Origin of the sequence: Maribellus maritimus, assembly GCF_022267315.1 — a bacterium.
Taxonomy (GTDB): Bacteria; Bacteroidota; Bacteroidia; order Bacteroidales; family Prolixibacteraceae; genus Draconibacterium; species Draconibacterium maritimum.
The window spans coordinates 42,671-66,365 of record NZ_JAIKLE010000021.1 but is presented as its reverse complement, the minus strand read 5'-3'; the positions used below and the strand labels follow the sequence as shown (position 1 = coordinate 66,365).

The window sequence follows — 23,695 nt, the reverse complement described above, 5'->3', positions numbered from 1 at the left end:
TTATCAACCTGCCTGATAAAAGATGGGTTAATGATTATTTCTCAGATTTTTCCATGATTTCTGTCCAGGTTGTAAGGACAATATCATTATCCTGAAAAAATTGTATCACCCGCGGGTCCGAAAACATTTCAGCTTCCCAAACGCGCTGTTGCCATGAATTTGTAATACTTTTCAAGTTTTCAGTTTCGATAGACGGATGGAAAATAATTTCGGTCAGCCCCGGTTTTAATGATTTTACGAGTTGGAAAAAATTATCTCTTTTTTCTTCATAAGTTTTTCCCTCAGGCACACTGCCAAAGTTGTCGAGTTTGGGAAGTTTGTATTCAGACAGAAGGTCAACCACTTCGTTGGTAATCGGGTAGCCTGCTTTTTGATAAAATGCTCTAACTTCTTTGTCAGATAAATCTATGGCATTTGCCGGAATATTGTAATCTTCCGCAGTTTCAAGAAAAACTTTTACATATTCGGCTGACCCATAAAGCGTGCCCATATGCGTATCGATATGCGAAGGCTGATAGCCCATTTTTATCATTTTGTCAATTTGTGCACGGATTTCAGTTTTTACTTCTTCAGCGCTGGCGTGCATTACCACATCCGGAACTTCGTGCCAGAATTTTCCATCCGGATCAACCAGACCTGGAACTTTTGACGATTTTGAAACAGGCCCCCAGCGATAGTTTTTCCATTCACTCGTTAAAGTCAGATGTACACCAATATCAGCTTTGGGATGTTTTTTGGCCCACTCAACCATTTCTTCCGCATTTGGACAAGGCATCATAACAGCTGCCGATTGAATGTGATTTTTTAAAGAATAACTTTGAACAGCAATGTTGGCTTCTTCGCACATACCTGCATCATCGCAATGCAACAAAAGAATAACTTTTCCTTTTGGATAGCCCAATTTTTCTGCATTGCTTGTTTTTTCTGTAGTTTTTTGCGCAAAATTCAGGGAAGAAATAAATGCGAAAAATAAAAACAAAAAAACATGTTTTGTAAGTACAATCTTTTTCTGAAAATGGTTTCCTGTATTTTTCATATTTATTTTGATTTGATATTCTTAATCGTTTTTGTTTTTCATATAATAGAAATGGCCATCTTCTGCTCCAATCAACAGATCTGGCGTTCCGTTTTTGTCCCAATCCATAGTAGTGGGAGAGGTTGTATGCCCGGCCAAATCCATCTCTGAAAGTGTACCCATGTCTTCTAAAATTATCAATCCGTCTTTTTCTCCTATATTCCGTAAAAAATTAACGTTGTCGCTGTTTACAAGAAAATCAAGCCTGCCATCGCGATCCCAGTCGACTACACAGAATTTTCGCCGGCCTGAGCTACCAGCTTCGCGTGTATTTAGTCGAAGTAGTCCTTTGTCATCATTGGAAAAATATCTTGTAAATTCGCTGCTTTTTCCGGTAAAAATTCGTTTCCCAGGTTTTAATTTTAACTGTCCGTTTTCAAAATACCGTTCCCAAAACGCAAGATAGCCTTCATGGTCAAGCATGAGCAGGTCCATCCATCCGTCTCCGTTCCAGTCGTATGCCAGCGGCGTTGTTCTCCACTGGGTTGCCAGATTTTTCCCTCTAGGGCTCCACCAGTTCCAGGAAGGTTTGGGATTCGTACCATTCCATTCAACTTCAACTGGTTTTGAGGCTGCTAACCTGGGATTTCCTTTTGTGCCAATATTTTCGAACCACGCTACTTTTCCCCAAATTGAATTGTAAATAATATCCAATAATCCATCATCATTCCAATCGGCTACCGACAGCGTTGTATAGCCCCATTTTCTCTCTGCCGGCCCCTGAATCGATCCATTTTCGCCGGCCTGAATCAGGATGGTTTCTCCGTCAGCTTTCAAATAAACGGGCTTAGCCCATTTAGGCGTTTCACCTCCGCCCAGGTTTTCTATAAAACCAATATAACCGGCAGTATTTCCACAAATGAGGTCTTCATCACCATCTGCATCCCAATCAACGCTGTAGGGGGTAACCAGCGCCCCGAATTTTAAATATTGTTGCTCCTGTTGCACATAAACGGGTGGTTCGAATATCGGACCATCAGTGTCTTTTTTGCCTGTGTTTTTTAAGAATACAACACGACCGTCTTCTTCTCCCACAATCAGGTCGATGGTGCCGTTCCCATCCCAGTCAATTGCACTTGGAACGACCATTTCCAAATCGAGGTGGAGCACTTCTCCGTTGACTTTTATAAATTTTCCTGCAGCATATTCCGGTTTTTTCCGCGTTCCTATATTTTCGAACCAGGATAAGCGATCAACAAATTCGGCTGTAATAATATCCAAGTCACCATCGCCGTCAAAATCTTCAAAGTTGGCACCCGAGATTCCATAGGTATCAATAATTTTTCCATCTGCCAGCACAGGTTTTGGGGCTTCATATTTTCCACGCCGACCCTGTTCAACAAGGTAAACCGTTCCGTGCAGCGGCCCATTTGTCCACTCTCCTTTATCGTTAAAGGCATTGTCCCAGCCATATTCCTGCCAGTCGTCGACTGCGATAACAAAGTCAAGGTCGCCGTCTTTTTCAAAGTCGACATATCGCCACAAATTGAACCGGGGCTTTTGAATAATTGACTGATAAAAGCTTTCTTTAAAAAGTGTGTCCGGTTTTTCAAAATAACTGTTAAAAAAATCAGGAAAAGCAACACCAGGCAACATTACTTTGTGCTCGCCATTTACGTTTGAAATTTGAAGGTTGCGCTTGCTTTCAGTGAGTTTTACAGGTGTTTTGAATACCGGGTTGCTGCCTCCTGTTTTGTTCTCGAAAAACCAAATGCCGTTAAAAGGTTTGTCCGGACAGTTTACCAGTAAATCAAGGTCTCCGTCTTTGTCAAAATCCATAGGGAAGGGCCAGGCCCACAAGCCTACTCCCAGGTCGGTAATTAAACCGGGATTGTTGTATTTAATGCGAACCAGATCTTCCGGATTATTTTGAGCAATTCCGGATATAAAAATCGAAACAAAAATCAGCGTTCCCCAAAATTTCATTTTTATTGTGTTTCTTGTTGTTATAACAATGCGTAAAAGCCAGTTTTCTATTCAAAGTGAAAACTGACTTTTAAATTCATACGATTTAATTAAAAACCTTAAAATATTCTATTATTATCGATTCGGCCATTCGCCATTTGTTAAAGCTTTTGTTTTTAGTTTTGTCGGATCAACAACTACATGTTTTATAAGTTTTCTGTTCCATGTGTAGGTTATATGAACCAGTCCATCTTCTGTTTGAATTACCGCCGGATAGGAATATTCACCATCTTTGTCGGGGTCGTTTTCCAAAAGAACGGCAGCTTTCCAGTTGATACCATCTTCTGAAACTGCCAGATTCAAAATATTTCGGTCTCCCCAGCTTTCCGATGGTTCAACATGATTATAAATTAAAACATGTCTGCCATCTTTCAACGTTACTGCATCGGTACCCGAATTTGGATTTGGCAGAGAAGTTGGTTTCAGTTTAGTCCAGGTTCTTCCGTTATCTTCCGACCAGGCTGATACAATCATTTTATTCTGACTTCTGCATAATATTTGTAGTTTTCCGTTTTCGTGAAAAAGAACCGATGGTTGAATTGCTCCAATATTATCAGTATATTTCAAATTCTCGGTACGTTCCCACGTTTTTCCATAATCAGATGTTATTTCCATATGTACTTTCCATCCATCATCTTCGGTACTTGACGGGCATAACAACTCTCCGTTTTTTAACAAAACCGGTTTGTTTTTTATTGGTCCCACAATCTCTTCCGGGAGTCGAAGCGATTGTGACCACGTTTTCCCGTTATCAGAAGAAGTAACATATTCTCCCCACCATTCCCGTGGATTGGGACCGTCTTTATAGAACAAGATGATTTCATTTCCTGTATTAAAAAGAACCGGATTCCACGTGGGATAACGTAATGTTTTATGCTGAATGCCGTTGGCTACTTCAACAGGAGTTGTCCATTTCCCGTTGACAAAACGACTTACCCAAATTCCCACGTCAGGATGTTTTTCATGGGTTCCGCCAAACCACGATGCAATCAATCCTCCTTCTATCTCTTCTATTGTTGAAGCATGACAACTTGGAAAAGATACGTCGCCACTTTGATAGATAAATTCTTCTTTTACAATGGCATCTTTCCCGCTAAACGGCTGTTGTGCGGAAAGACTGGTGACCATAAAAAATGCAATTAAAAATAAATAGGTTTTCATATTACGATTGTTTTTGTATACTGTTGTTTTTTCTTTTTCCTGAAGAAAGTTTCATTAAAATAAAACCAGTCAGGAAAATAACCAAAGTTCCGATAACAATGGTGAGATTGCTGTGGAACGGGCTTTTAAATGCCAGCAGATTTCCTTCCGTAAAATAAAGTGGAGATAAACTCATCCAAATGATAATCAAAACGCCTATTATTACGCCAATTGCGGCATCCATATTATTGACTTTTTTCGAAAGAAAGGCCAGTAGAAATAAACCCAACATACCGCCGCTAAAAATAGAAGCAAGTGACCACCAGGCATCTAAAACACTTTCAACACCAACAAGCGACAGTGAAATAATAACTCCAAGCGCACCAAATACTATTGAAGAAATATACAGCACTTTCATTTCAGATTTGTCGTTTGTGTTTTTTTCGAAATAGCGTTGATAGTAATCGGATAAAATAATGGTAGCAGTACTGTTAATACTTGTTGAGACAGTACTCATTCCGGCTGCAAAAATAGCTGCTATCAGAAGCCCGGTAATTCCGCGTGGCATTCCGTTAACAATAAAATGTGGAAACACTTTGTCACCGGTACCTGCAACTTGTAGTTCGGCCGGCAACAAATCGGGTTGAGCCGTATAATAGGAATAAAGTGCCGTTCCGATGTAAAAGAAAATGAGAGATACAGGTAAGTACAACAGTGCACCAAACATAGCTGACGATTTTGCTTTCTTTTCGGTGCTGGTTGTCATATAACGTTGTACAAAATTCTGGTCAATTCCGTAATTCTGCAGATTGATAAATAATCCGTAAATAAGTACAACCCAAAAAGTGGATTCTGAAACACTTGCACTAAAGCTGCCAAGACTAAATTTATTATTGGCGGCTGCAATCTCAAAAACCTGAGAAGGACCTTCGGGCATAGAAAATGTTAGGATAGCAGCACAGGCAATTGCACCAATTACAAGAATAATGCCCTGAATAGCATCTGTCCAAACCACAGCCTGGATTCCCCCTAGCATAGAATAAGCCGTTACAGCAATTCCTGTTACTATAATTATTGTCTTTATATCCCATCCAAACAAAGCGTTTAACGGCAATGCCAACAGCAACAAGATAGCTCCTGTTCGCATCAACTGAGTTAAAATGTAACAGATTGAAGCATAAATTCGCGCCCAGGTGCCAAATCTTACTTCCAGATAATTATATGCCGAAATACTTCCCAGATTCCGATACAGCGGAACAAAAAACTTTACGGCTAAAATCGCAGCAATCGGAATGGCAAAACTGAAAACCAAAGCATTCCAGTCGCTCATATAAGCTTTTCCCGGTAATGCAAGAAAACTTATGCTGCTTACAAAAGTCGCAAAAATCGACATACCCACCACCCAGGAAGGAAGTGCACCACCACCTGATGTAAACTGGCTTGATGTTTTGTTTTTAAAGTAAAAACTTGCGCCAAATAAAACATTTCCAATGGTAATGATAAAAAATACAATTAAGTCAATTAGTGGCAGATTCATATTATGTTGTAGTTTTTAAAGTATTAAATTCAGCATTGATTTCGGGATACGTTTTAATCAATTCATGTAAATTTGTCCTCAATAAATCACAATCCTCTTTTTCAAAACGTTCAAATGGCTGAGCTACAAAATCATTACAAACTCCCATAACAGATAAAGCGCACTTAATACTTTTTATATATTTCGAACTGTCTTTACCAATATTATATATTTTTTTCTCAATTTGAATGACAATTTCTCTAAGTTTTGAAATTTTATTTAAATCATTGTTTACAGCGGCTTCGTATAAATCTACAAATATTTTCGGAAAAATATTTGCTCCGCCTGGGACCGCACCTTTTCCTCCGAAAATAACCGACTCGGGCAGAAATAATTCTGTTCCGCAAATGACCGAAAAATCCGGATTGTTTTTAAATATCTCCTGAAGTGCATAAAGGTATCCCATGTCTCCCGAACTATCTTTAATACCTATTGCCCCGAGTTTGTAGGCAGCTTTTACCGTATCAACCGACATATGCATTTTTGTACAGCCTGGCATGTTATACAATAAAAAAGGTAAAGGTAGCTTTGGAGTAAGATTTTTAAGGTAATTAACAAACTCCTGTTGTGATATTGGCAAATAATAAGGCGTGGAAATCACCAACGCATCTGCTCCCGATTTTTTTGAAGCGGCAGCTATTTCGAGTGAACCCGTTACTGATGTGTCTGTAATACCAACTACAACAGGTACTCTCCTATTGACTGCCAAACATGCTTTTTCAATAAATTCTTTTCGAATTTGATAACTTAAGCTTGTCGCTTCTCCTGTTGTTCCCAAAAGGAATAGTCCGTGTACTCCGCCGGCTATTACGTGTTCGATAAGTTGCTTCAATCCCTGCTCATCGATTTCACTCTCGTTTTTTAACGGAGTGACAATTGGAGGAATTATCCCATGTAGATCTATGTTCATCTGATTAATGTTGAGTTTTTGAGTAATTCAGTTGGTTATCTGATTGCTCGTTAATTAATACAAAGGAAGTTGTATTAAGAGCATTTTGCTTCTTGTATATTGTTTTATTTACATTGAATTTTGACTTAAAATCAAAATATTCGTATTATATTTACGTTTTAAGGTTAAAAATATTTACAGTGGAATTTGTATACGAGAAAATTTTTGTCCCCAATAAGCATTCGTTTATCACGCGCCGGTTAAAGATGGATCCGGATTCTGAAAAGATTCATTCTCACAAAAATTATGAGTTGAATCTAATTACAGCGGGCTCGGGAAGGAGAATTGTGGGAAATCACATTTCAAGTTATACATCCGGAGATTTGGTTTTGCTGGGACCTAACATTTCTCATTGTTGGGAAGTGCTTGAACATGAGAAAAATATAGATCCGGAATGTGTTGTTACCCATTTTTATGAAAACATAATCAGCTCCGATTTTTTTAATATTCCTGAATTGGAAGATGTTGTGGATTTGTTAAAAAAAGCACACAGCGGTATTTTATTTAAAGGGCCTAAAACAGAAAAGGTTGCGACAACGCTTAACAGAATGGTTGAACTGAAAGGACTGGAACGTTACATTTTGTTGTTGAAGGTTTTTAGTCTTTTGCTAAAGATTGAAGATCGTGAATACCTGGCTCTTCCTTCTGCTATGCCAAATACCTATGACAAAGACCGGGAACAAATAGACAAAATATACGAATATGTTTTTCAGAATGTACAGGAAGGAATAAATCTGAAAGATGCTGCGAAACTGGTTTATATGGAACCCAGCTCTTTTTGCAGGTATTTTAAAAAGAAAACCAACCAGACTTTTATGGAATATGTAAAAAGTGTTCGAATTGGAATAGCTGCAAAATTACTTGCAGAAACAGATAAACCTGTCACACATATTTGTTACGAATGCGGTTATAATAATCTGGCTAATTTTAATCATTATTTTAAGGTGATAATGAAAAAAACACCATCAGAATACCGAAAAGATTTTAAATAGATTACAGTATATTTAGTTTATATCCTCAAATTTATCCTTGAAAGTTACTTCACAGGAAACAAATGTTGTGAAGTAAATAGAAACAGGAAAGTCAATATTGTATTGAAAAAAGCGAACAATTGTGAGGCAAAAGTTGACTTTCTCCCGTTATTTTGATAGTATATTGATTTTTTATATTGTTCAAAAATATTGTTAGCTGATATTTGTTTTTTGTAGTTGTATATTTTAACGGATTTCAAAGAACTTTCATAACTGCTGCTTATGTATCCAAATCCCAAAAATATTATTGATAAATTATACAGAAAAATAAAGTGGTGGGAGGCTTTTAATGGAGAAGAAGAACATGTTGGCGACAAAATATCACCATCTCAGCAGGTAGAAATTGAAAGATATAATTTCTACAATTTAAATTTATGGATTAAAAAAATGAACTACGCGTTAAAAGTTCCTTCGGTTCGAAAATTGGCAAAGAGAATTTAAACTTTTAAAAATGAAAAAATTACTGCTGGCTAAAATAAAAAGAGGAGATAAAATTTACGGAACTTGTATATCTTCTTTTTCACCACTTTGGAGTAAAGCCGCAAAAAACGCAAAACTCGATTTTGTTTTTCTTGATACGGAGCACATTCCTTTAGAAAGAATGGAAGTTGCAAATTTATGCCAGTTGTACTCCGCATTAGGAATTGCTCCTATAGTCCGGATTCCGTCTCCCGATCCAATTTTGGCTTGTCAGATGATTGATGCCGGGGCTGAAGGAGTCCTGGCTCCATATATTGAAAACAGAAGACAGGTAAAAGAGCTGGTCGGGGCTTTAAAATACCGACCATTAAAAGGAGAAAAATTACAGGAAGTGCTTGAAAGTCCGGCAGTATTAAAGCCTGAATTAAAGGAGTATCTTGTCAACTATAATCAAGGCAACATTTGTCTCATCAATATTGAAAGTATGCCGGCATTTGAAAAATTGGATGAGCTGCTAAATGTTTCAGGTGTAGATGCTGTTTTTATTGGTCCGCACGATTTATCTGTGAGTATGGGGATTCCTGAACAATATGACCATCCTGAATTTGAAAAAGTGGTTCAGTTTATTGTTCAAAGATGCCTCGAAAAGAATGTGGCAGTGGGCATTCACTTTTCAGAAACGCCCGACAGGCAGATTAAATGGGTAAAAGAAGGAGCGAATATTGTTATGCATAGTTCGGATATAGCTATATTCTCGCAGCAGCTATTAAAAGATATAAACAGGATAAGAGAAAGTGGCGGAGAGGAAACAAATCGTTCGTCAGAAGATTTAATTGTGTAACGAGAAGAAAATGAAAAGAAATATTTTCATATTTTTTGTTTTTATTATTGTGTTTTTCGCCTGTTCTGAAAAGCAAAAGAAAGGTTTTTCTTTTGAGAAAATGTTGGTTGAAAACATTGTACAACCTATTAACATCGATGTGCAACGGCCTCATTTTTCATGGATTATTTCTTCATTCGAACGCAATCACAAACAAACGGCTTATCAAATATTATTGGCTTCATCGAAAGAAATGTTGGAAAACAACAAAGCTGATATTTGGGATTCTGAAAAAACAGAATCTGCTGAGACCACTCAGCACAAACTTCAGAAAGCGAAGCTAAAATCTAATCAGAAGTATTATTGGAAAGCAGTGGTTTGGGATAATCGGGGCGCAAAACTGGAAAGCCAGGTTGATTCCTTCGAAACAGCTTTTTTGCAAAAAAATGACTGGCTGGCTCAATGGATTGGGAAAGAAAATGCTGTTGACATGGTTTTGGAAAAAGGTTTTATAATTAAGGAAAAAGATAATAAAGCACAGATAGAATCTGTAGAATATTCTGGTCAGTCGCTTCTGTTGAGAAAAGAAGTTTTGTTGCCGCGGAAAATTAAATCGGCTAAAGCATTTGTCACCGGCGTGGGATTTTATGAGTTTTTTATCAATGGAAAACGGGTCGGAGATCATGTGCTCGATCCTGCAAAAACACCATACCACAAAGAGATTCTTTACAGCACTTATGACGTGACAGATTTGTTACATGAAGGGAAAAATGCTTTTGGAATTCATTTGGGAAACGGTTGGTATAATCCTTATAAAAAATGGTGGAAACAATATCGTATGCAGTGGTTTGGCTCTAAAAAGGCATTTGCCCAAATAGAAATCACGTACACCGATGGTTCTGTTGAAACCATAAAAACAGACAAGAGCTGGAGCTGCTCTGATGGCCCGGTAGTTTTTAACTGTATTTACGACGGCGAAATTTATGATGCCAATTTGGAACAACCGGGCTGGACAATTGCTGATTTTGATGAGTCTGAGTGGAAGAAAGTAAGAGTTTTTCATTCTCATAACGTTACGTTGAAATCGCAAACCATGCCGGCTATAAAAGTTATTCAGACCATTCAACCTAACGAAATTCCCAATAGGAGTGTAAACGTTCGAACCTTTGATATGGGACAAAATTTTACGGGTTGGGTTCGGATAAAAGTACAAGGACAGAAAGGCATAAAAATAAAAATTCGTTTTGCAGAAGATATCAGGGAAGATGGACGTATTGACGATACCAGCAATGAGCAGGCCAATGCAAGGGCTGAATATATTTTAAAAGGTGAGGGAACAGAATTTTATGAACCCCATTTTACCTATTTTGGCTTTAAATATGTGGAAGTCTCCTCAGTGGGAGGATTCTTAAATTTGGATGAAATAACCGGATGTGTTGTACATACCGATAACCGTCAAATTGGAAATTTTGAATGCAGCGATTCTTTGGTAAATAAAATTCATCGGGCAACAGTTTGGTCTCAAAAAAGTAACATGCTCGGTTATCCTATGGATTGCCCCCAGCGTGATGAGCGGCTTGGGTGGTTTGGTGATGCTCAGGTAACCGCCGAAGAAGCCATGTTTAATTTTGATATGGCTGGATTTTTTAAAAATTGGTTCAGGGGTATTCAACTCAATCAGGATGAAGAAACGGGCGATCTTCCCATTATTTCGCCACAACCATATATTTGGGATGAAGGTATTGAGTGGAGCAGTACATACATAATTATGCTTTGGCAATACTACCTTTGGTATAACGACAAACAAATTCTGACTGAGCATTATCCAGCCATGAAACGTTATATGCAATTTCTCGACAGCCTTTCAAATAATTATATTTTGCCTTCAGGATGGATTGGCGACTGGGGGAGTTTGGTCGATGGGTGGAAAGAAGGCCAGCCTGAATCTGTGCCAACTGCGTTTTATTATTTTAACGCTACCATTTTATCAAAAGTGGCTGAGATTTTGGAAAATAAATCCGACCAAAAGTACTTTTTGAATCGGGCTGAAGAAATTAAAAAAGCATATAATCAGAATTATTTTCAACAGGAAACAGGGAATTACAATGATGACAGCCAAATGGCCAATGCTTTTCCTCTTTTTTTGGGATTAGCTCCTGAAAATAGTCGAAAGAAAGTACTGGATAATTTGGTGTACGACATTGAAGTTAATCATGATAACCATCTCACTACCGGTGTTTTGGGAACCAAATATATGCCCGAAGCACTGGCTCAAATGGGGCGGGCAGATGTGGCATGGAATATTATTACGCAAAAAACGTATCCGGGCTGGAACAGTATGATGGAAGAATATACAACTGTTTGTGAATTTTGGACACTAAAACAGTCAAAGAACCATGTAATGATGGGAAGTATCGATGCCTGGTTTTATAAATACATTGCCGGAATTCAGCCGGACGGGAAGAACACGGCGTTTAAAACTTATACTATCAAACCTCATTTGTTGGAGGGATTGAAATTTGCTAAAGCAAGCACAGAAACCATGCGTGGAAAAATTGCTGTTGAATGGGAGAAACAGCCTGGTTTTTTTTCTTTGAAAGCGGAAATCCCATTCAATACATCCGCAACGGTATACATTCCCGGAGAGAAAGATGAGCAAGTATTTGAAAATGAAACGACGCTGGAAAATGCAGATGATGTTACATATATAGGTTACCAAGATGGGAGGCATGTATTGAAGATTAGTTCAGGTAGCTATGCTTTTCTTTTAAAAAAGAGCTGATGCAAAGAGCCAAGATGAATAGGTGTTTTACAAAGATTTGAAAATTAAATATTTAGATATGAATCAATCGGATTTAAGAGCCTTTAAATGGATAAACAAACCCAGGAATTTTAAACTTGCGGATGATCACCTGAAAATTACAACTGAAGCCGGAACGGATTTATGGCAGCGAACACATTATGGTTTTCAGAATGACAGCGCACCTGGTTTTTTAGCAGAACTAAGCGGAGACTTTACCTTCAGCGTAAAAACGAGTTTTGATTCTGATTTTATGTATGATCAGTGTGGTATTTTGCTTTATCAGGACAGTGAAAATTGGTTGAAAGTGTCTGTGGAATATGAGAATGAAGAATTTGCGCGTCTAGGCTCGGTGGCCACCAATCTTGGATATTCCGACTGGGCGACCACCGACATTCCCGCTACTATTTCTGAAATGTGGTATAGGTTAAGTAGGAGTGAACAGGATTTTTTGGTGGAAAACTCCACCGATGGAATTCATTTTCGTCAAATGAGGATATTTCATTTTCATCAACTAATTGAGCTGGCAAATATCGGGGTTTATGCCTGCAGCCCTTTGCAATCAAGTTTTAATGCCACTTTCTCCGAATTTAAAATAGGTCCGTGTATTTGGCCAAAATACAATTAAACTGGTGCTGAATGAAATTTAAAAATTTATTGAAACAGGTAGGTTTCTGGGTAGGATTAATTTTATTAATAATAAATTCAGTCTCCTGCCAAAAAGACTCTCGTGAAAAAAAAGCGACCTTCGCTGATTCAGTTTATTTTGATACACCTTTTATTCAGGAATTTCATGAGGCGTTTAAGATTGGCGAGAGTGAAGCAGATAATGAAGTGCGCAGTATTTTGGTCGACAATAATTCCAATGTGTGGATAGCTACTGCTGGCGGTGTATTTCGAAAAAACGCCGGATCGCGGAATTGGACACCGGTTATAGGAGATAAAAACAAGGGGCCTGCTTATGCTGTTGCAAAAAATAACGAAACTGTTTTATTAGGGACATGGAATGGTCTCTATGAAATTCAAAATAATAAGCTTAATAAGGTTGAAAATGTTACAGTTCCCATTTCCGTAATTTGTTCACGCGGAAACGAATGTTACGCGCTGGGGCCAATGGGAATTTGGTATTCGAATGGAGACCAGTGGCAAAAACAGGAATATAACATAGCGCGCTCCGTTCGCGATGCAATTATAGATGAAAACGGAGATTTATTTGTTGCAACCGACGCTGGCCTTTATTTGTGTAATGACGGAAAAGCCCGCTTGTTTCAGGATACAACCGAGTTAGTGAGTTGCTATGTAAATTCCGTAGCTTTTGACCCGGTAAGTAATTTATGGGCTGGCGTAATGGGGGGAGTATCCATCCGGAACAATAACAAACTGGTTAAAAATCTTAAACCTGAAAATGGGATTCCTTCCATTTTTGTGAACTGTGTGCGATTGTCTCCTGATAGTGTTATGTGGGTAGGAACTGACGTTGGAGTTGTGCGTTACGCAAGAGATGGCTCTCATTCCTTGCGTTTTAGCCGAAGATGGTTAATGGACAATAAAGTGAATGATGTGGCTTTTGATGACGATGGAAATGCCTGGGTGGCAACGGCAGGGGGTGTTAGCTCCATTCGGCAAAAAGAAATGACATTAGCAGATAAGCACCAGGATTATTATGAGCAGCTGATGAGAAGACATATTCGCGACCCCTGGATTTGTTGCAATGTTCGGCTTGAAATCCCCGGCGATACTTCGCTTTGGTTTAAAGCCGATGATGACAACGACGGCGAATACACAGGTGGATACCTTGCTATGGAAAGTTTCAGATATGCAGTAACAAAGGATAAAAATGCATTGGAGAAAGCCCGAAAGGCGTTTGATTTTCTACGTTATTTGCGTGAGGTAACCGGCACTGAAACCATTTTTGCCAGAACCATTGTTCCGCATGATTGGACAGAAGTACATGATCCAAACCGCATTTATACCAACCGGCAATTAGCCGAAGCTTTGGTAAACGATCCGCGGTACAAACCGGTGGAAAAGCGTTGGCGCTTGTCGGAAGACAAAAAATGGCTTTGGAAAGGTGATACCAGCAGTGATGAAATGTGTGGTCATATGATGTCCTATTTTTTCTTTTATGAATATGCTGCGCAGGAAGAAGATAAAAAAGCTATCAGGGAACATGTTGCAAATATAATAGACGGATTAATTAAAAATGATTATAATCTGGTTGATGTTGACGGCAAACACACGCGCTGGGGAGTGTGGTCGCCGGATAAACTAAATGATGACCCGGACTGGTCGTCTGAAAAAGCCCTTAATTCATTTGAATTACTGGCATTTTTAAAATTTGCCGCTCACATTACCGGAAAAGAAAAGTATGAGAACGAGTATAAAAGACTAATTGAAAATGAAGGTTATCTGAAAAATACATCGATATTGAACCAGAAAAATCCGGCCTGGCAGATATATTTTGATCTTACTATGGAAGGCTATCTTTTTCCGATTTTGTTGAAGTACGAAAAGGATCCGGAATTAAAGAAGTTTTATCAAAATCTGGCTGAAGAATGGATGGCCAAACAGCCGGCTGGTGAAAATCTGATAAACAATTTAACCTATGCTTTGGCTACCGGAAATAAGGTAAATGTGAAGCAAACCATAGAATTTTTGATCGATGCACCGCTCGATTTGGTTGATTGGAGAATCGACCATACCATTCGCGAGGATGTTACAGTTGTTCGCCATCCTATTTTGGAAGAGGTTCAAATTGCAGAACTCCCGCCTGCAAGTATCCGCGCTACCGTTCGCTGGGATAAAAATCCCTGGGCTGCGGTACAAGGAAATCCAACACTGGAACGCGAGCCTGTATTTTGGTTGTGGCCATACTGGATGGCCCGTTATCTGGAGATTATTCAAAGTAGTTAGCCTGAACTTCTTCTTATGAAATACAAAATAAAGCTTTTGATTTTATGTGTTGCCTTTTTTATCTCGTGCTGCAATAGAACGAACGATGACATTGTTACCATAGGAGTCTGTACAGATGTTCATCTGCCAACCATGCACGATGCAGAATACCGTATTCAAACATTTATTGACAGCATGAATGCGATTAATCCTGATTTTATAATAGAATTGGGTGATTTTGGAATTCCCAAAGAAGAATATCTTCATTATTTTGATATTTGGAACTCTTTCAAGGGAGAGAAGTATCATGTAATAGGAAATCACGAAATGGATGGCGGGACTTCAAGAGAGGACGCCATTGAGTTTCGAAAAATGAAGTCGGGCTATTATTCATTTGACAAAAATGGTTTTCACTGTATCGTACTTGATGGAAACGACAAAAAAAATCCCGAAGATAAAGGCTATAAACAATTTGTAGGACCCAAACAGATCGAATGGCTAAAAAGTGACCTGGCAAATTCTATGCATCCTGTAATTATTTTTTCACACCAGGGGTTACAACTGTATCATGGTGCAGAAGAAGATTATGGTGTTGAAAATTACAAAGAAGTACAGGCAATTTTTGAAAAACATAATTCCAAAAATACGGATAAAAAAGTAATTGCCTGTTTCAATGGGCATTCGCACTGGGATTTTGCTGAAAGAATAAATGAAATATGGTACGTCACTATTACTTCCATGTCGTATCATTGGCTGGGCGAAGATTATGAGTATATTCGTTACAATAAGGAGGTGGATAAAAACTTTAAATGGATTAAATATACAGCTCCGTTTAAAGAGCCCTTGTTCACTGTTATCGAAATTTCAAAGGAAGGTTATATTAAAATAAAAGGCAAAAAATCTGAATGGGTTGGCCCGTCTCCATGGGAATTGGGGTACCCCGAACAGATGAAGAAATACATGCGGCCGGAAATATCATCGCGCAAACTGAAATTTACACTCTCTGAATAATTTTTTGTTACATTTAAACTGCATTTTCATTAAATCTTACTACATGAAGTCGGGTGGGTTAAAATTCTATTGATATTTGTTAAATTAATGTTTACATAATTTAATAAATTATGTGTAATATTATACCATTGAATTAAAACGATTTAGCACTGTTTGGAGTCTGTTTTTGTAACATGCTTAATGAAAAAGACTTTTAAAGATATAAAAATCAGATTTGAAGATGGAAATCACATTTTCGTTAAAGATTTTTTCTATTCATATTACCCGGTTTTAACTGTTTTTGCTGAAAAATATATTGCGGACAAAAGTATCTGTGAAGATATTGTTCAGGATGTGTTTATTTCTTTCTGGGAGCGGCAAAATGTGTTTCTGAATATAAAAGCGTTAAAAGCTTTCTTCTACAAGTCAGTTCGAAATTCCTGCCTCGATTATTTAAAGCATCAGAAGGTGGAAAAAAAATACATGGATTTAACAAAGAACAGTTGCCATGAAAGCGAGTTTTTTTTGGATGAGGTATTAAAAAACGAAACGTACAGCGTTATTTACAGGGAAATAAATAAACTTCCTGAAATGGGACGAAAAGTTTTATTGTTGTCGATGAATGATAATTCTAATGAAGAAATTGCAGGGCAACTAAACATCGGAGTAAATACTGTTCGAACACATAAGGCCAGATCATACAAAGTTTTAAGAGCAAAACTTGCTGTTTTCTTTAAACCTTCAAAATTTATTCGCCAATTGTAATTTTAGGGAAAGCAAAAATTTGAAAAAAATATTAATTCCGTGTAATCCGGTTTTTGCTTAAGCTCGTTTCTTAGTTAAAGAATTCAAACTTATCCATGTCAAATGGCAAAGATCTTAGATCGAATTAGAATTGGAAAAATCATTGGAAATTTTATTACAGGGAAAGAGTCCGGTAATGAAATGGAAATGCTGCATTCATGGATAAATGAGTTGCCTGAAAATGAAGCCAAATTCAAAATTCTTACGGATGAACGAGAAATAGCCCGAAACATTGAAGCTTTCGAAAGTATAGATCTCGAAAGAGCCTGGAAAAAATATGAAGAGAAAAATGTTGCTATAAAATTAAGAAAACAAATATCAAGGTGGAAGTTAGCTGCTTCTGTCATATTGTTAGCAGGTTTATCGGGAAGTTTGTTTGGTTATTTTAATCGTTCAGAAGGTTCGGAGATAACTACCCCGGAGTTTTTTACCTCCTTTGTAACGGAAAACGGGCAGACCTCCAGAATTATATTACCGGACAGCTCAGTTGTTTGGCTAAATTCTCAAACAACATTATCCTACAGTAATAAATTTTCAATTGAAAACAGAAATATCAAACTCGACGGAGAAGCTTTTTTTAAGGTTCAAAGAAATGAAGAAATTCCCTTGATTGTAAGCTGTGGCAACTTAAAAGTAAGAGTTTTAGGGACAGAATTTGATGTTTGTTCTTTTCCTGAAGACAATAAGGTTAATGTCATTCTGGAGAAAGGAAAAATTGAATTGACACACATAAATAATCTTTTTCAACCCCTGGATTTGCGACCGGGACATATGGCTCAATTCGACGAACAGAAGAAAATATTATCCTTGCAGAAAGTTGATACTTATGAATATATTTCATGGAAAGATGGTGTGTTAATATTTAAAGATACGCCCATGAAAGAAGTAATTTCGAAACTTGAGCACTGGTATGGTGTGAAAATTAATGTAAATACTCCCGATGTTTACAATTTAGTTTTTAATGCAACAATTGTAGATGAAAGTCTTGAAGAGATCTTTAAACTAATTGAATATACCTGTGATGTATCTTACAAAATATATTACAGCCATAACCCGCAAGTGCCGGTAGTAATAGAAGTAAGTTACGGTAAAAAACAAAAAAAATAGAAAAGATGCTTATGAGAAAAAACTAAAACTGCAAAAAAAGGAGATGCGCCAACATCCCCTTTAGTCTTTTTTGGAGCCTCCTCTTTTTAGCTCAAAGAGAGGCCTAAATAATTTAATTGTAAAAAATAAATCAGAACAAATTTATGAAAAAAAAACATTTTGTGTTGATTACCGGGGTTTCTATGCTCTGGAAATCACAACTATTTAGAAAAATGAGAGCAACATTATTCGTAACCATCATTTTTATCAGTCAGGTTCTGGCTGTTGGATCTTATTCCCAAACCACCCGTTTGGATATTGATTTTTCCAATGCCACGATAAAAAGTATATTGGGTAAAATTGAAGACCAATCGGAGTTTTATTTTATGTATGAAGCGCATAAAGTTGATGTGGAAAGACGCGTTTCTGTCAGTGCAAAAAATAAGTTGGTAACGGAAATATTAAATGAAATTTTCGACAATACCAATATCGTTTATAAGATTAATAACCGACAGATTGCGCTGACCAATATTGCATTCAGAGAAGAAAATGTGCAGCAACTTAAAACGATAACCGGAACAATAACAAATAGCGGAGGAGAGTCAATTCCCGGAGTTTCGGTCTCCGTGAAAGGAACTACCAAAGGAACAGTTTCTGACATAAACGGAGTTTATACATTAACTGATATTTCAGCAGACGACGTTCTTGTTTTTTCCTTTATAGGGTTAAAAACGCAGGAAGTTGTTGTCCGCAATGAAACGACGATTGATATAATAATGGCCGAAGAAGCCGTTGGTATTGATGAGGTTGTTGTTACTGCCCTCGGAATAACAAGAGAGAAAAAGTCTCTGGGATATTCCGTAGGAGAGGTTGGGGGAGATGAACTGACTGAAACCTCTCAGGGAAGTGTATTGAATGCGGTCGCTGGAAAAGCTGCAGGTGTCCAGGTCTCACAAATGTATGGTCTTGCTGGTTCTTCTGTAAATATGGTTATTCGCGGGGCGAGTTCTTTAAATACAAAAAATCAGCCCTTGTTTGTAATTGATGGTGTTCCGGTGGATAATGGTATTGATAACAACTATCAGGATGCTGATATGGGAAACGCTATTTCTGACCTGAATACGGAAGATATTGAGTCCATGTCCATTTTGAAAGGACCAAGTGCAGCTGCATTATATGGTTCCCGGGCTGGAAATGGTGTCGTAATTATTACAACCAAATCAGGAAAAGGTGCAAAAAAAGGAATTGGAGTTTCTTTTAATTCATCTTTTCTTCTCGACGATCCCTATCATTTTGTTCCATTTCAGTCGAAATTCGCTTCCGGTAAGGAAGGTGCATATAGTTTAGGGGAACAGGAAAACGAATCGTGGGGAGCTATTCTTGATGGAACATTTCCTGATTCTTACCAGTGGGATAAATCAACTTTAAGTAATGACGGCACATCGTTGCAACCTTTGGTTGCTTATCCAGACAGACAGCAGAATTTTTATCAGAACGGTTTTAGCCAGTCGAATAACCTGGCTTTTGACGGTAAATATGAAAAAGCAAATTTCCGCGTTTCCATTGGGAACCTGACGAATGAAGGTATTTTGCCAAATACCGACTATTCCAGAAAAACAATAGGTATGAACGGAAGTTTTGATCTTACTGATAATTTAAAGGTTAGTGCAGTGATTAATATTTCAGAGGCTGGATCGGACAATAGACAAAATATCAGTACAGGTCGTCGCGACCCCTCCAGATCTGTTCTTGAAATGGGAGTGCAGGTTAATATCCTCGATTTGAAAGATTATTGGTTAGATGGTCAGGAGAATATTCAGCAGAGAAAAACTAAGCCCAAACAAAATAATCCTTATTTCAATATCTACGAGAATCTTAATGGTTTTAAACGAAATCAAACCATGGCAAAGCTCCAGTTGGATTGGGAGGTATTTAAAGATCTTAATTTCATGGTTAGATACTTAACAAATGTAGTAAATCAAAGAAATGAGGCCAAAGTTGCCTGGAGTGATTACGATAATTCAAATGGAGCATATTCCATTCAAAGAACTCTGGCAAAAGAGGAAAACTGGGAAGGGATGTTTACCTACAATAAGAGTATTATCGACGGTTTAAACCTTACAGCAAATGTTGGAGGGAACCTCCGATATAATTACGATGATGCCATTTCTAACCAGGCATCTCAACTTGTATTGCCCGGATTATTTACAGTTTCGAACGGAGTTCCGGGAACTGTATCTTATAACAGTTTATGGGCAGAAAAAGCAGTTAATAGTATATACGGCTCCGTTTCATTAGGATACCAGGATATGATTTATCTGGATTTAACCGCAAGAAACGATTGGTCGAGCACTTTGCCAAAGGACAATAGATCATATTTCTATCCATCAGCTTCTTTAAGCTTTCTGGTTAATGAATTATTTCAATTACCATCCTGGGTTGATATAGCAAAACTGAGAGCTGGATATGCACAGGTAGGTAACGATGTTGGTTCTTATGCATTAACTCAGTATTATGCCACTGCTGCCGATTGGGGAGAAGCAAAACAGATGTATATGCCTGGAACATTGAGAAACTCGGAATTGAAACCTGAAATAGCAACTTCAAAAGAAATTGGCTTGGATCTTTCTTTTCTGAAAAACAGGATTAACCTGGATGCTACTTATTATGTAGTAGACAATAAAAACCAGGTACTTAGTATCTCAATACCAAACGAATCAGGAGCCACTGCAAAGCAAATTAATGCAGGCCTTGTTCAGGGAAAAGGATGGGATGTATCCTTAAATACCGATATAGTAAGACAACGTGACTTTTCTGCTGGTTTGGGAATAACATTGACCAGAAACAGGACGAAAATTGTTGAGCTGGCCGATGGTATATCATATTATCAGTTTGGTTCTGTTGGAGAGGTAAGGTTAAGAAGTTACGTAGGAGACAATATTGGAAATATATATGCCTATCCTTATTTGAAAGTGGAAGATGAGGAGTCAGAATATTATAACTATCCGATAATTGCTTCAAATGGCAGACCTCAAAAAGATAACCGGGAAGAAAAAATGGAAAAGGTTGGTAATTTTAACCATAAATTTTTGATGGGAATACAACCCACAATTAGATACAAAAATTTTAGTTTGTTTGCTAATTTTGATTGGAGAGCAGGAGGAGAGTTCTATTCCAGAACTATGGAGTTTTTCAGAAATAACGGGTGGCTTGAAGAAACCTTTTCAGGCGTAGATTACGATAGAAATAAAGACATAGTACAACAAATTAAAGATAACCCTGATAAATATTTTAACCTTTGGGTTGGTGGCCGAACCGGTGATTATGGTGGATTTGAATGGCCCGATGAAGCGACTCGGAATTCAAGGTCATACGTGAATAAGAATACAGGCGAAACGGTTTACGTTAACGACGCAAGTTTTATTCCCGGTGTTCGTGAAGATGGTAACGGAGGATATATCGAAAACTTAGGAGGTGACGAGACGGTATGGATGACTCCTTTTGAAGCGAATAAACGTTCAACAAGATATTATGGAGGAAATAATATTTATAGTGCCAGTTATGTGAAATTAAGAGAGTTGTCAATAACTTATAAGTTCCCTCAGCAGTGGATACAAAAAGCTAAATTGAGTAATGTATCACTGTCTTTAATTGCACAAAACGTGTTCACTTGGACAAAAGCAAAAATACCGGTTGATCCGGAGCTCGCTTTTATCTCAAATGGAAATACATGGATTCAGGGTGCTGAATATTACAATGTTACACCTTGGACTCGTTCTTATGGAGTTAAACTTAATGTTGAATTTTAATTAGTAGTCATGAAAAAAATAAGTTTGATTTTAACAATTATATTTCTGGGACAAATTTTTCAATCTTGTCATGATGATTTTGACGACATGAATGTGAGTCCGAATAACGCAGAGGAAGTTTCACCTAATTATCTGTTGTCTTATGTGATTTCAGAAACAACAATGAGATTTTATGATTTGGTTAATGAACATACTGATATTGCTGGCGCAATGCAATACACGCAAAGAGGAACAGAATTTAATGCCGCAAATCAGAATTGCTATCAATGGGGAAAGGGGTCCTGGAGCGGATATTATGATATCTTAAGAACCAATCAATTAATGTATGAAGCAGGAGAAGAAGAGAGTAACCAATTTTTTATGGCTGCTTCACTGATAATGAAATCTTTCATTTTTGGATTGTTGGCAGATTTATATGGTGATTGTCCTTATTCTGAAGCATTACAAGCGAATTCCAGTTTGTTGTTCCCAAAGTATGATGCACAAAAGGATGTTTATGAAGGGGTTTTGACGGATTTAAGAACGGCATCAGAAATTCTTGAAGGATTGGATTCTCGATTGAGTGTCTTAGCTTCTTCAGACCTGCTTTATGGAGGAGAGCGGGATAAATGGATAAAGTTTGCTAACTCGCTGAGGTTGAGATACTGTTTGAGATTAGACAATAAAAAAGGCGAACTGGGTATTAACACAGTAAACGAATTTAATGATGCGGCAAGTAAGGTTTTTGAAAGTAATGATGATAATGCAACATTGGTGCTTTTGGGCTTGTCGGAAGATAATTCTGCTGCTGGCGGTTCTGTTAGATCTTCAAACAAACCGTATGCATTCAAACCAGGAAAACCATTGGTTGATTATTTGAAAGAGAGAAACGATCCAAGGCTTCAACGTTGGGTAAATCCGGTAGAAAGAAAATGGGATTTTACAGCAACTGAAGAAACAACCGTGAATTACATCGATATTTTTGGCGATAGTTATGAAATGACCATTTTGCCAACTAATAATACAAGTCTTGATACTTCTGTATATGTAGGATTACCTATTGGGTATGATAATCTTGAATTTTTAGGAAATTATAACAGAGGCGATGGCGTCAGAGATTATCCTGATGAAAGAAGCACATATATTTCCTATTTGTCACCCATCTATTTTGAAAATAGTAATGACTATGTCAATCCTTCGTTGATTACTTATGCTGAAGTTGAATTTATTTTGGCAGAAGCTGCTTATTTAGGAGATTATGGAGTTTCAAGTGTTGAAGAGCATTACAAAGCGGGAATTGAAGCTTCTATGGAGCAATACAAGATATTGTCGGAAGCTCAGGGGTTTGATTTTGAGGAATTTTACAATCAGCAAACAGTTAGTTACAATAGTTCTTCAATAACGAATAAACATGAACTCATTTTAACACAAAAGTGGATTGCACTTTGGTTGCAAGCTGAAGCATGGTTTGATTGGAGAAGAACTGGTTATCCTGATTTTGAACCGGCAGCAAATCCTGCATATGGCCCCGCATTGCCTTTAAGGGTCGCCTATCCAGAGCCATTTGCTGATCCTCAATATGTGGAAAAATATGAGGAAGCAGTGGCAAACCTGTTGAAAACAAGCTATGTGCCATCAAATCAGTCAAATGATCATTCGTACTCAAAAATGTGGTTGCTACAAGGTACCGAGAAGCCTTATTAATTTTTCCTGTTAGGAAAAAGGATGTTGTATGAACTGGTCTTCTGTGTCAGGCATGTCCTTTTTCTTTTAATTAAACTCGACAAATTTGGTTAAGTTTTTAATAAAGAGAGTATCTCTGGAGCATTTGTTTGCAAAGGAGATACTTTTTTAGTTTTTGGATTTTTCAACACTAGCAGAGTAAATTTGTGATGTTGAAAAAATGTTAACCTTCAGCAAAACTAAAAAATAGATAGAGAATTTAAGGAGCTTGTGTTGTTTCTGCTTCACCGCTCTGGTGTCAGACAACAAAAATACCATCCTCGATTTTGTTTTTATAAATACCGAACAAGTCTCCATGGCGCGCAACGAAATGGCTTTGTTCTGCAAAATGTATAGTTTTAGAAATTTCGCAAATTGTTTGTATTCCTGACCCCGGCTTTTTAATATGTATGGCATGAGATGCTGAAGCAACCTGTATTGTTATTTTGCAGGTTGAAAGACGGGAACAAGTTTATATCTTATTGGCGTAACAAAGTGTTCCATCGTTTAAAAGGAATGAACCTTCGGAATGTATAAATGGCAAAGCAGTCTGGCCTTGATAAGTATTGAAAGTAAGGCTGGTTTCTCAAAATTGAATGGTTTTTTTAATCTTCCTGGTTTGGAGGGTGTAGTAATT

16 protein-coding genes are annotated in these 23,695 nt (G+C 37.6%); 11 read left to right on the top strand and 5 right to left on the bottom strand.

What is annotated here, in order from left to right:
• Positions 1 to 34 precede the first annotated feature (34 nt).
• From K5G00_RS18080 to K5G00_RS18060, 5 genes are all read right to left on the bottom strand, one after another.
• The gene (locus tag K5G00_RS18080) at positions 35 to 1,036 is read right to left on the bottom strand and encodes a polysaccharide deacetylase family protein (protein WP_238767592.1); all 1,002 of its coding nucleotides are present in this window, start codon (positions 1,034 to 1,036) and stop codon (positions 35 to 37) included.
• Positions 1,037 to 1,057: 21 nt separating this feature from the next.
• Positions 1,058 to 3,001 carry an FG-GAP repeat domain-containing protein gene (locus K5G00_RS18075; RefSeq protein WP_238767591.1) on the bottom strand — a complete coding sequence of 648 codons (1,944 nt, stop codon included), beginning with the start codon at positions 2,999 to 3,001 and terminating at the stop codon, positions 1,058 to 1,060.
• 114 nt (positions 3,002 to 3,115) lie between these two features.
• On the bottom strand, positions 3,116 to 4,201 hold the full coding sequence (locus tag K5G00_RS18070; protein ID WP_238767590.1) for a sialidase family protein: 1,086 nt from the start codon (positions 4,199 to 4,201) through the stop codon (positions 3,116 to 3,118).
• Position 4,202: 1 nt separating this feature from the next.
• Positions 4,203 to 5,717 carry a sodium:solute symporter gene (locus tag K5G00_RS18065; protein WP_238767589.1) on the bottom strand — a complete coding sequence of 505 codons (1,515 nt, stop codon included), beginning with the start codon at positions 5,715 to 5,717 and terminating at the stop codon, positions 4,203 to 4,205.
• Position 5,718: 1 nt separating this feature from the next.
• A complete protein-coding gene (locus tag K5G00_RS18060) occupies positions 5,719 to 6,666 on the bottom strand; it encodes a dihydrodipicolinate synthase family protein (protein ID WP_238767588.1) in 948 nt (315 codons plus the stop codon).
• 179 nt (positions 6,667 to 6,845) lie between these two features.
• Here K5G00_RS18060 and K5G00_RS30075 point away from each other — a divergent pair, with 179 nt between their 5' ends.
• The 11 genes from K5G00_RS30075 to K5G00_RS18005 all read left to right on the top strand — a co-directional run bounded on the left by K5G00_RS30075 (position 6,846) and on the right by K5G00_RS18005 (position 23,040).
• Positions 6,846 to 7,697: an AraC family transcriptional regulator gene (locus K5G00_RS30075; protein WP_238767587.1), complete on the top strand. Its 852-nt coding sequence runs from the start codon at positions 6,846 to 6,848 to the stop codon at positions 7,695 to 7,697.
• 261 nt (positions 7,698 to 7,958) lie between these two features.
• Entirely contained in the window at positions 7,959 to 8,177 is a 219-nt protein-coding gene (locus K5G00_RS18050) for a hypothetical protein (RefSeq protein WP_238767586.1), read from the top strand.
• Between the two features lie 10 nt (positions 8,178 to 8,187).
• Complete coding sequence (locus K5G00_RS18045; RefSeq protein WP_238767585.1) at positions 8,188 to 8,997, top strand: HpcH/HpaI aldolase family protein; 810 nt, start codon at positions 8,188 to 8,190, stop codon at positions 8,995 to 8,997.
• A gap of 10 nt (positions 8,998 to 9,007) precedes the next feature.
• Positions 9,008 to 11,758, top strand: a complete 2,751-nt coding sequence (locus K5G00_RS18040) for a family 78 glycoside hydrolase catalytic domain (protein ID WP_238767584.1) — start codon at positions 9,008 to 9,010, stop codon at positions 11,756 to 11,758.
• A 58-nt stretch (positions 11,759 to 11,816) separates the two neighbouring features.
• Positions 11,817 to 12,404 (top strand): DUF1349 domain-containing protein, encoded by a 588-nt coding sequence (locus tag K5G00_RS18035; RefSeq protein ID WP_238767583.1) that lies wholly within the window; start codon positions 11,817 to 11,819, stop codon positions 12,402 to 12,404.
• A gap of 11 nt (positions 12,405 to 12,415) precedes the next feature.
• Positions 12,416 to 14,689, top strand: coding sequence for a two-component regulator propeller domain-containing protein (locus K5G00_RS18030; RefSeq protein ID WP_238767582.1), 2,274 nt, complete (start codon positions 12,416 to 12,418; stop codon positions 14,687 to 14,689).
• A 15-nt stretch (positions 14,690 to 14,704) separates the two neighbouring features.
• A complete protein-coding gene (locus K5G00_RS18025) occupies positions 14,705 to 15,679 on the top strand; it encodes a metallophosphoesterase family protein (protein WP_238767581.1) in 975 nt (324 codons plus the stop codon).
• A 180-nt stretch (positions 15,680 to 15,859) separates the two neighbouring features.
• Entirely contained in the window at positions 15,860 to 16,423 is a 564-nt protein-coding gene (locus tag K5G00_RS18020; protein ID WP_158870458.1) for an RNA polymerase sigma-70 factor, read from the top strand.
• Between the two features lie 102 nt (positions 16,424 to 16,525).
• Complete coding sequence (locus K5G00_RS18015) at positions 16,526 to 17,569, top strand: FecR family protein (protein ID WP_238767580.1); 1,044 nt, start codon at positions 16,526 to 16,528, stop codon at positions 17,567 to 17,569.
• 143 nt (positions 17,570 to 17,712) lie between these two features.
• The gene (locus tag K5G00_RS18010) at positions 17,713 to 21,357 is read left to right on the top strand and encodes a SusC/RagA family TonB-linked outer membrane protein (RefSeq protein WP_238767579.1); all 3,645 of its coding nucleotides are present in this window, start codon (positions 17,713 to 17,715) and stop codon (positions 21,355 to 21,357) included.
• 9 nt (positions 21,358 to 21,366) lie between these two features.
• Positions 21,367 to 23,040 carry a SusD/RagB family nutrient-binding outer membrane lipoprotein gene (locus K5G00_RS18005; protein WP_238767578.1) on the top strand — a complete coding sequence of 558 codons (1,674 nt, stop codon included), beginning with the start codon at positions 21,367 to 21,369 and terminating at the stop codon, positions 23,038 to 23,040.
• Positions 23,041 to 23,695 lie beyond the last annotated feature (655 nt).

Bases quoted from the DNA above. Each gene is read 5' to 3' on its own strand.
- K5G00_RS18035 (WP_238767583.1), top strand. From the start codon at position 11,817: ATGAATCAATCGGATTTAAGAGCCTTTAAATGGATAAACAAACCCAGG.
- K5G00_RS18060 (WP_238767588.1), bottom strand. From the start codon at position 6,666: ATGAACATAGATCTACATGGGATAATTCCTCCAATTGTCACTCCGTTA.
- K5G00_RS18065 (WP_238767589.1), bottom strand. From the start codon at position 5,717: ATGAATCTGCCACTAATTGACTTAATTGTATTTTTTATCATTACCATT.
- K5G00_RS18015 (WP_238767580.1), top strand. From the start codon at position 16,526: ATGGCAAAGATCTTAGATCGAATTAGAATTGGAAAAATCATTGGAAAT.
- K5G00_RS18080 (WP_238767592.1), bottom strand. From the start codon at position 1,036: ATGAAAAATACAGGAAACCATTTTCAGAAAAAGATTGTACTTACAAAA.
- K5G00_RS18030 (WP_238767582.1), top strand. From the start codon at position 12,416: ATGAAATTTAAAAATTTATTGAAACAGGTAGGTTTCTGGGTAGGATTA.
- K5G00_RS18045 (WP_238767585.1), top strand. From the start codon at position 8,188: ATGAAAAAATTACTGCTGGCTAAAATAAAAAGAGGAGATAAAATTTAC.
- K5G00_RS18070 (WP_238767590.1), bottom strand. From the start codon at position 4,201: ATGAAAACCTATTTATTTTTAATTGCATTTTTTATGGTCACCAGTCTT.
- K5G00_RS18020 (WP_158870458.1), top strand. From the start codon at position 15,860: ATGAAAAAGACTTTTAAAGATATAAAAATCAGATTTGAAGATGGAAAT.
- K5G00_RS18075 (WP_238767591.1), bottom strand. From the start codon at position 3,001: ATGAAATTTTGGGGAACGCTGATTTTTGTTTCGATTTTTATATCCGGA.
- K5G00_RS18025 (WP_238767581.1), top strand. From the start codon at position 14,705: ATGAAATACAAAATAAAGCTTTTGATTTTATGTGTTGCCTTTTTTATC.
- K5G00_RS18050 (WP_238767586.1), top strand. From the start codon at position 7,959: ATGTATCCAAATCCCAAAAATATTATTGATAAATTATACAGAAAAATA.
- K5G00_RS18040 (WP_238767584.1), top strand. From the start codon at position 9,008: ATGAAAAGAAATATTTTCATATTTTTTGTTTTTATTATTGTGTTTTTC.
- K5G00_RS18010 (WP_238767579.1), top strand. From the start codon at position 17,713: ATGAAAAAAAAACATTTTGTGTTGATTACCGGGGTTTCTATGCTCTGG.
- K5G00_RS18005 (WP_238767578.1), top strand. From the start codon at position 21,367: ATGAAAAAAATAAGTTTGATTTTAACAATTATATTTCTGGGACAAATT.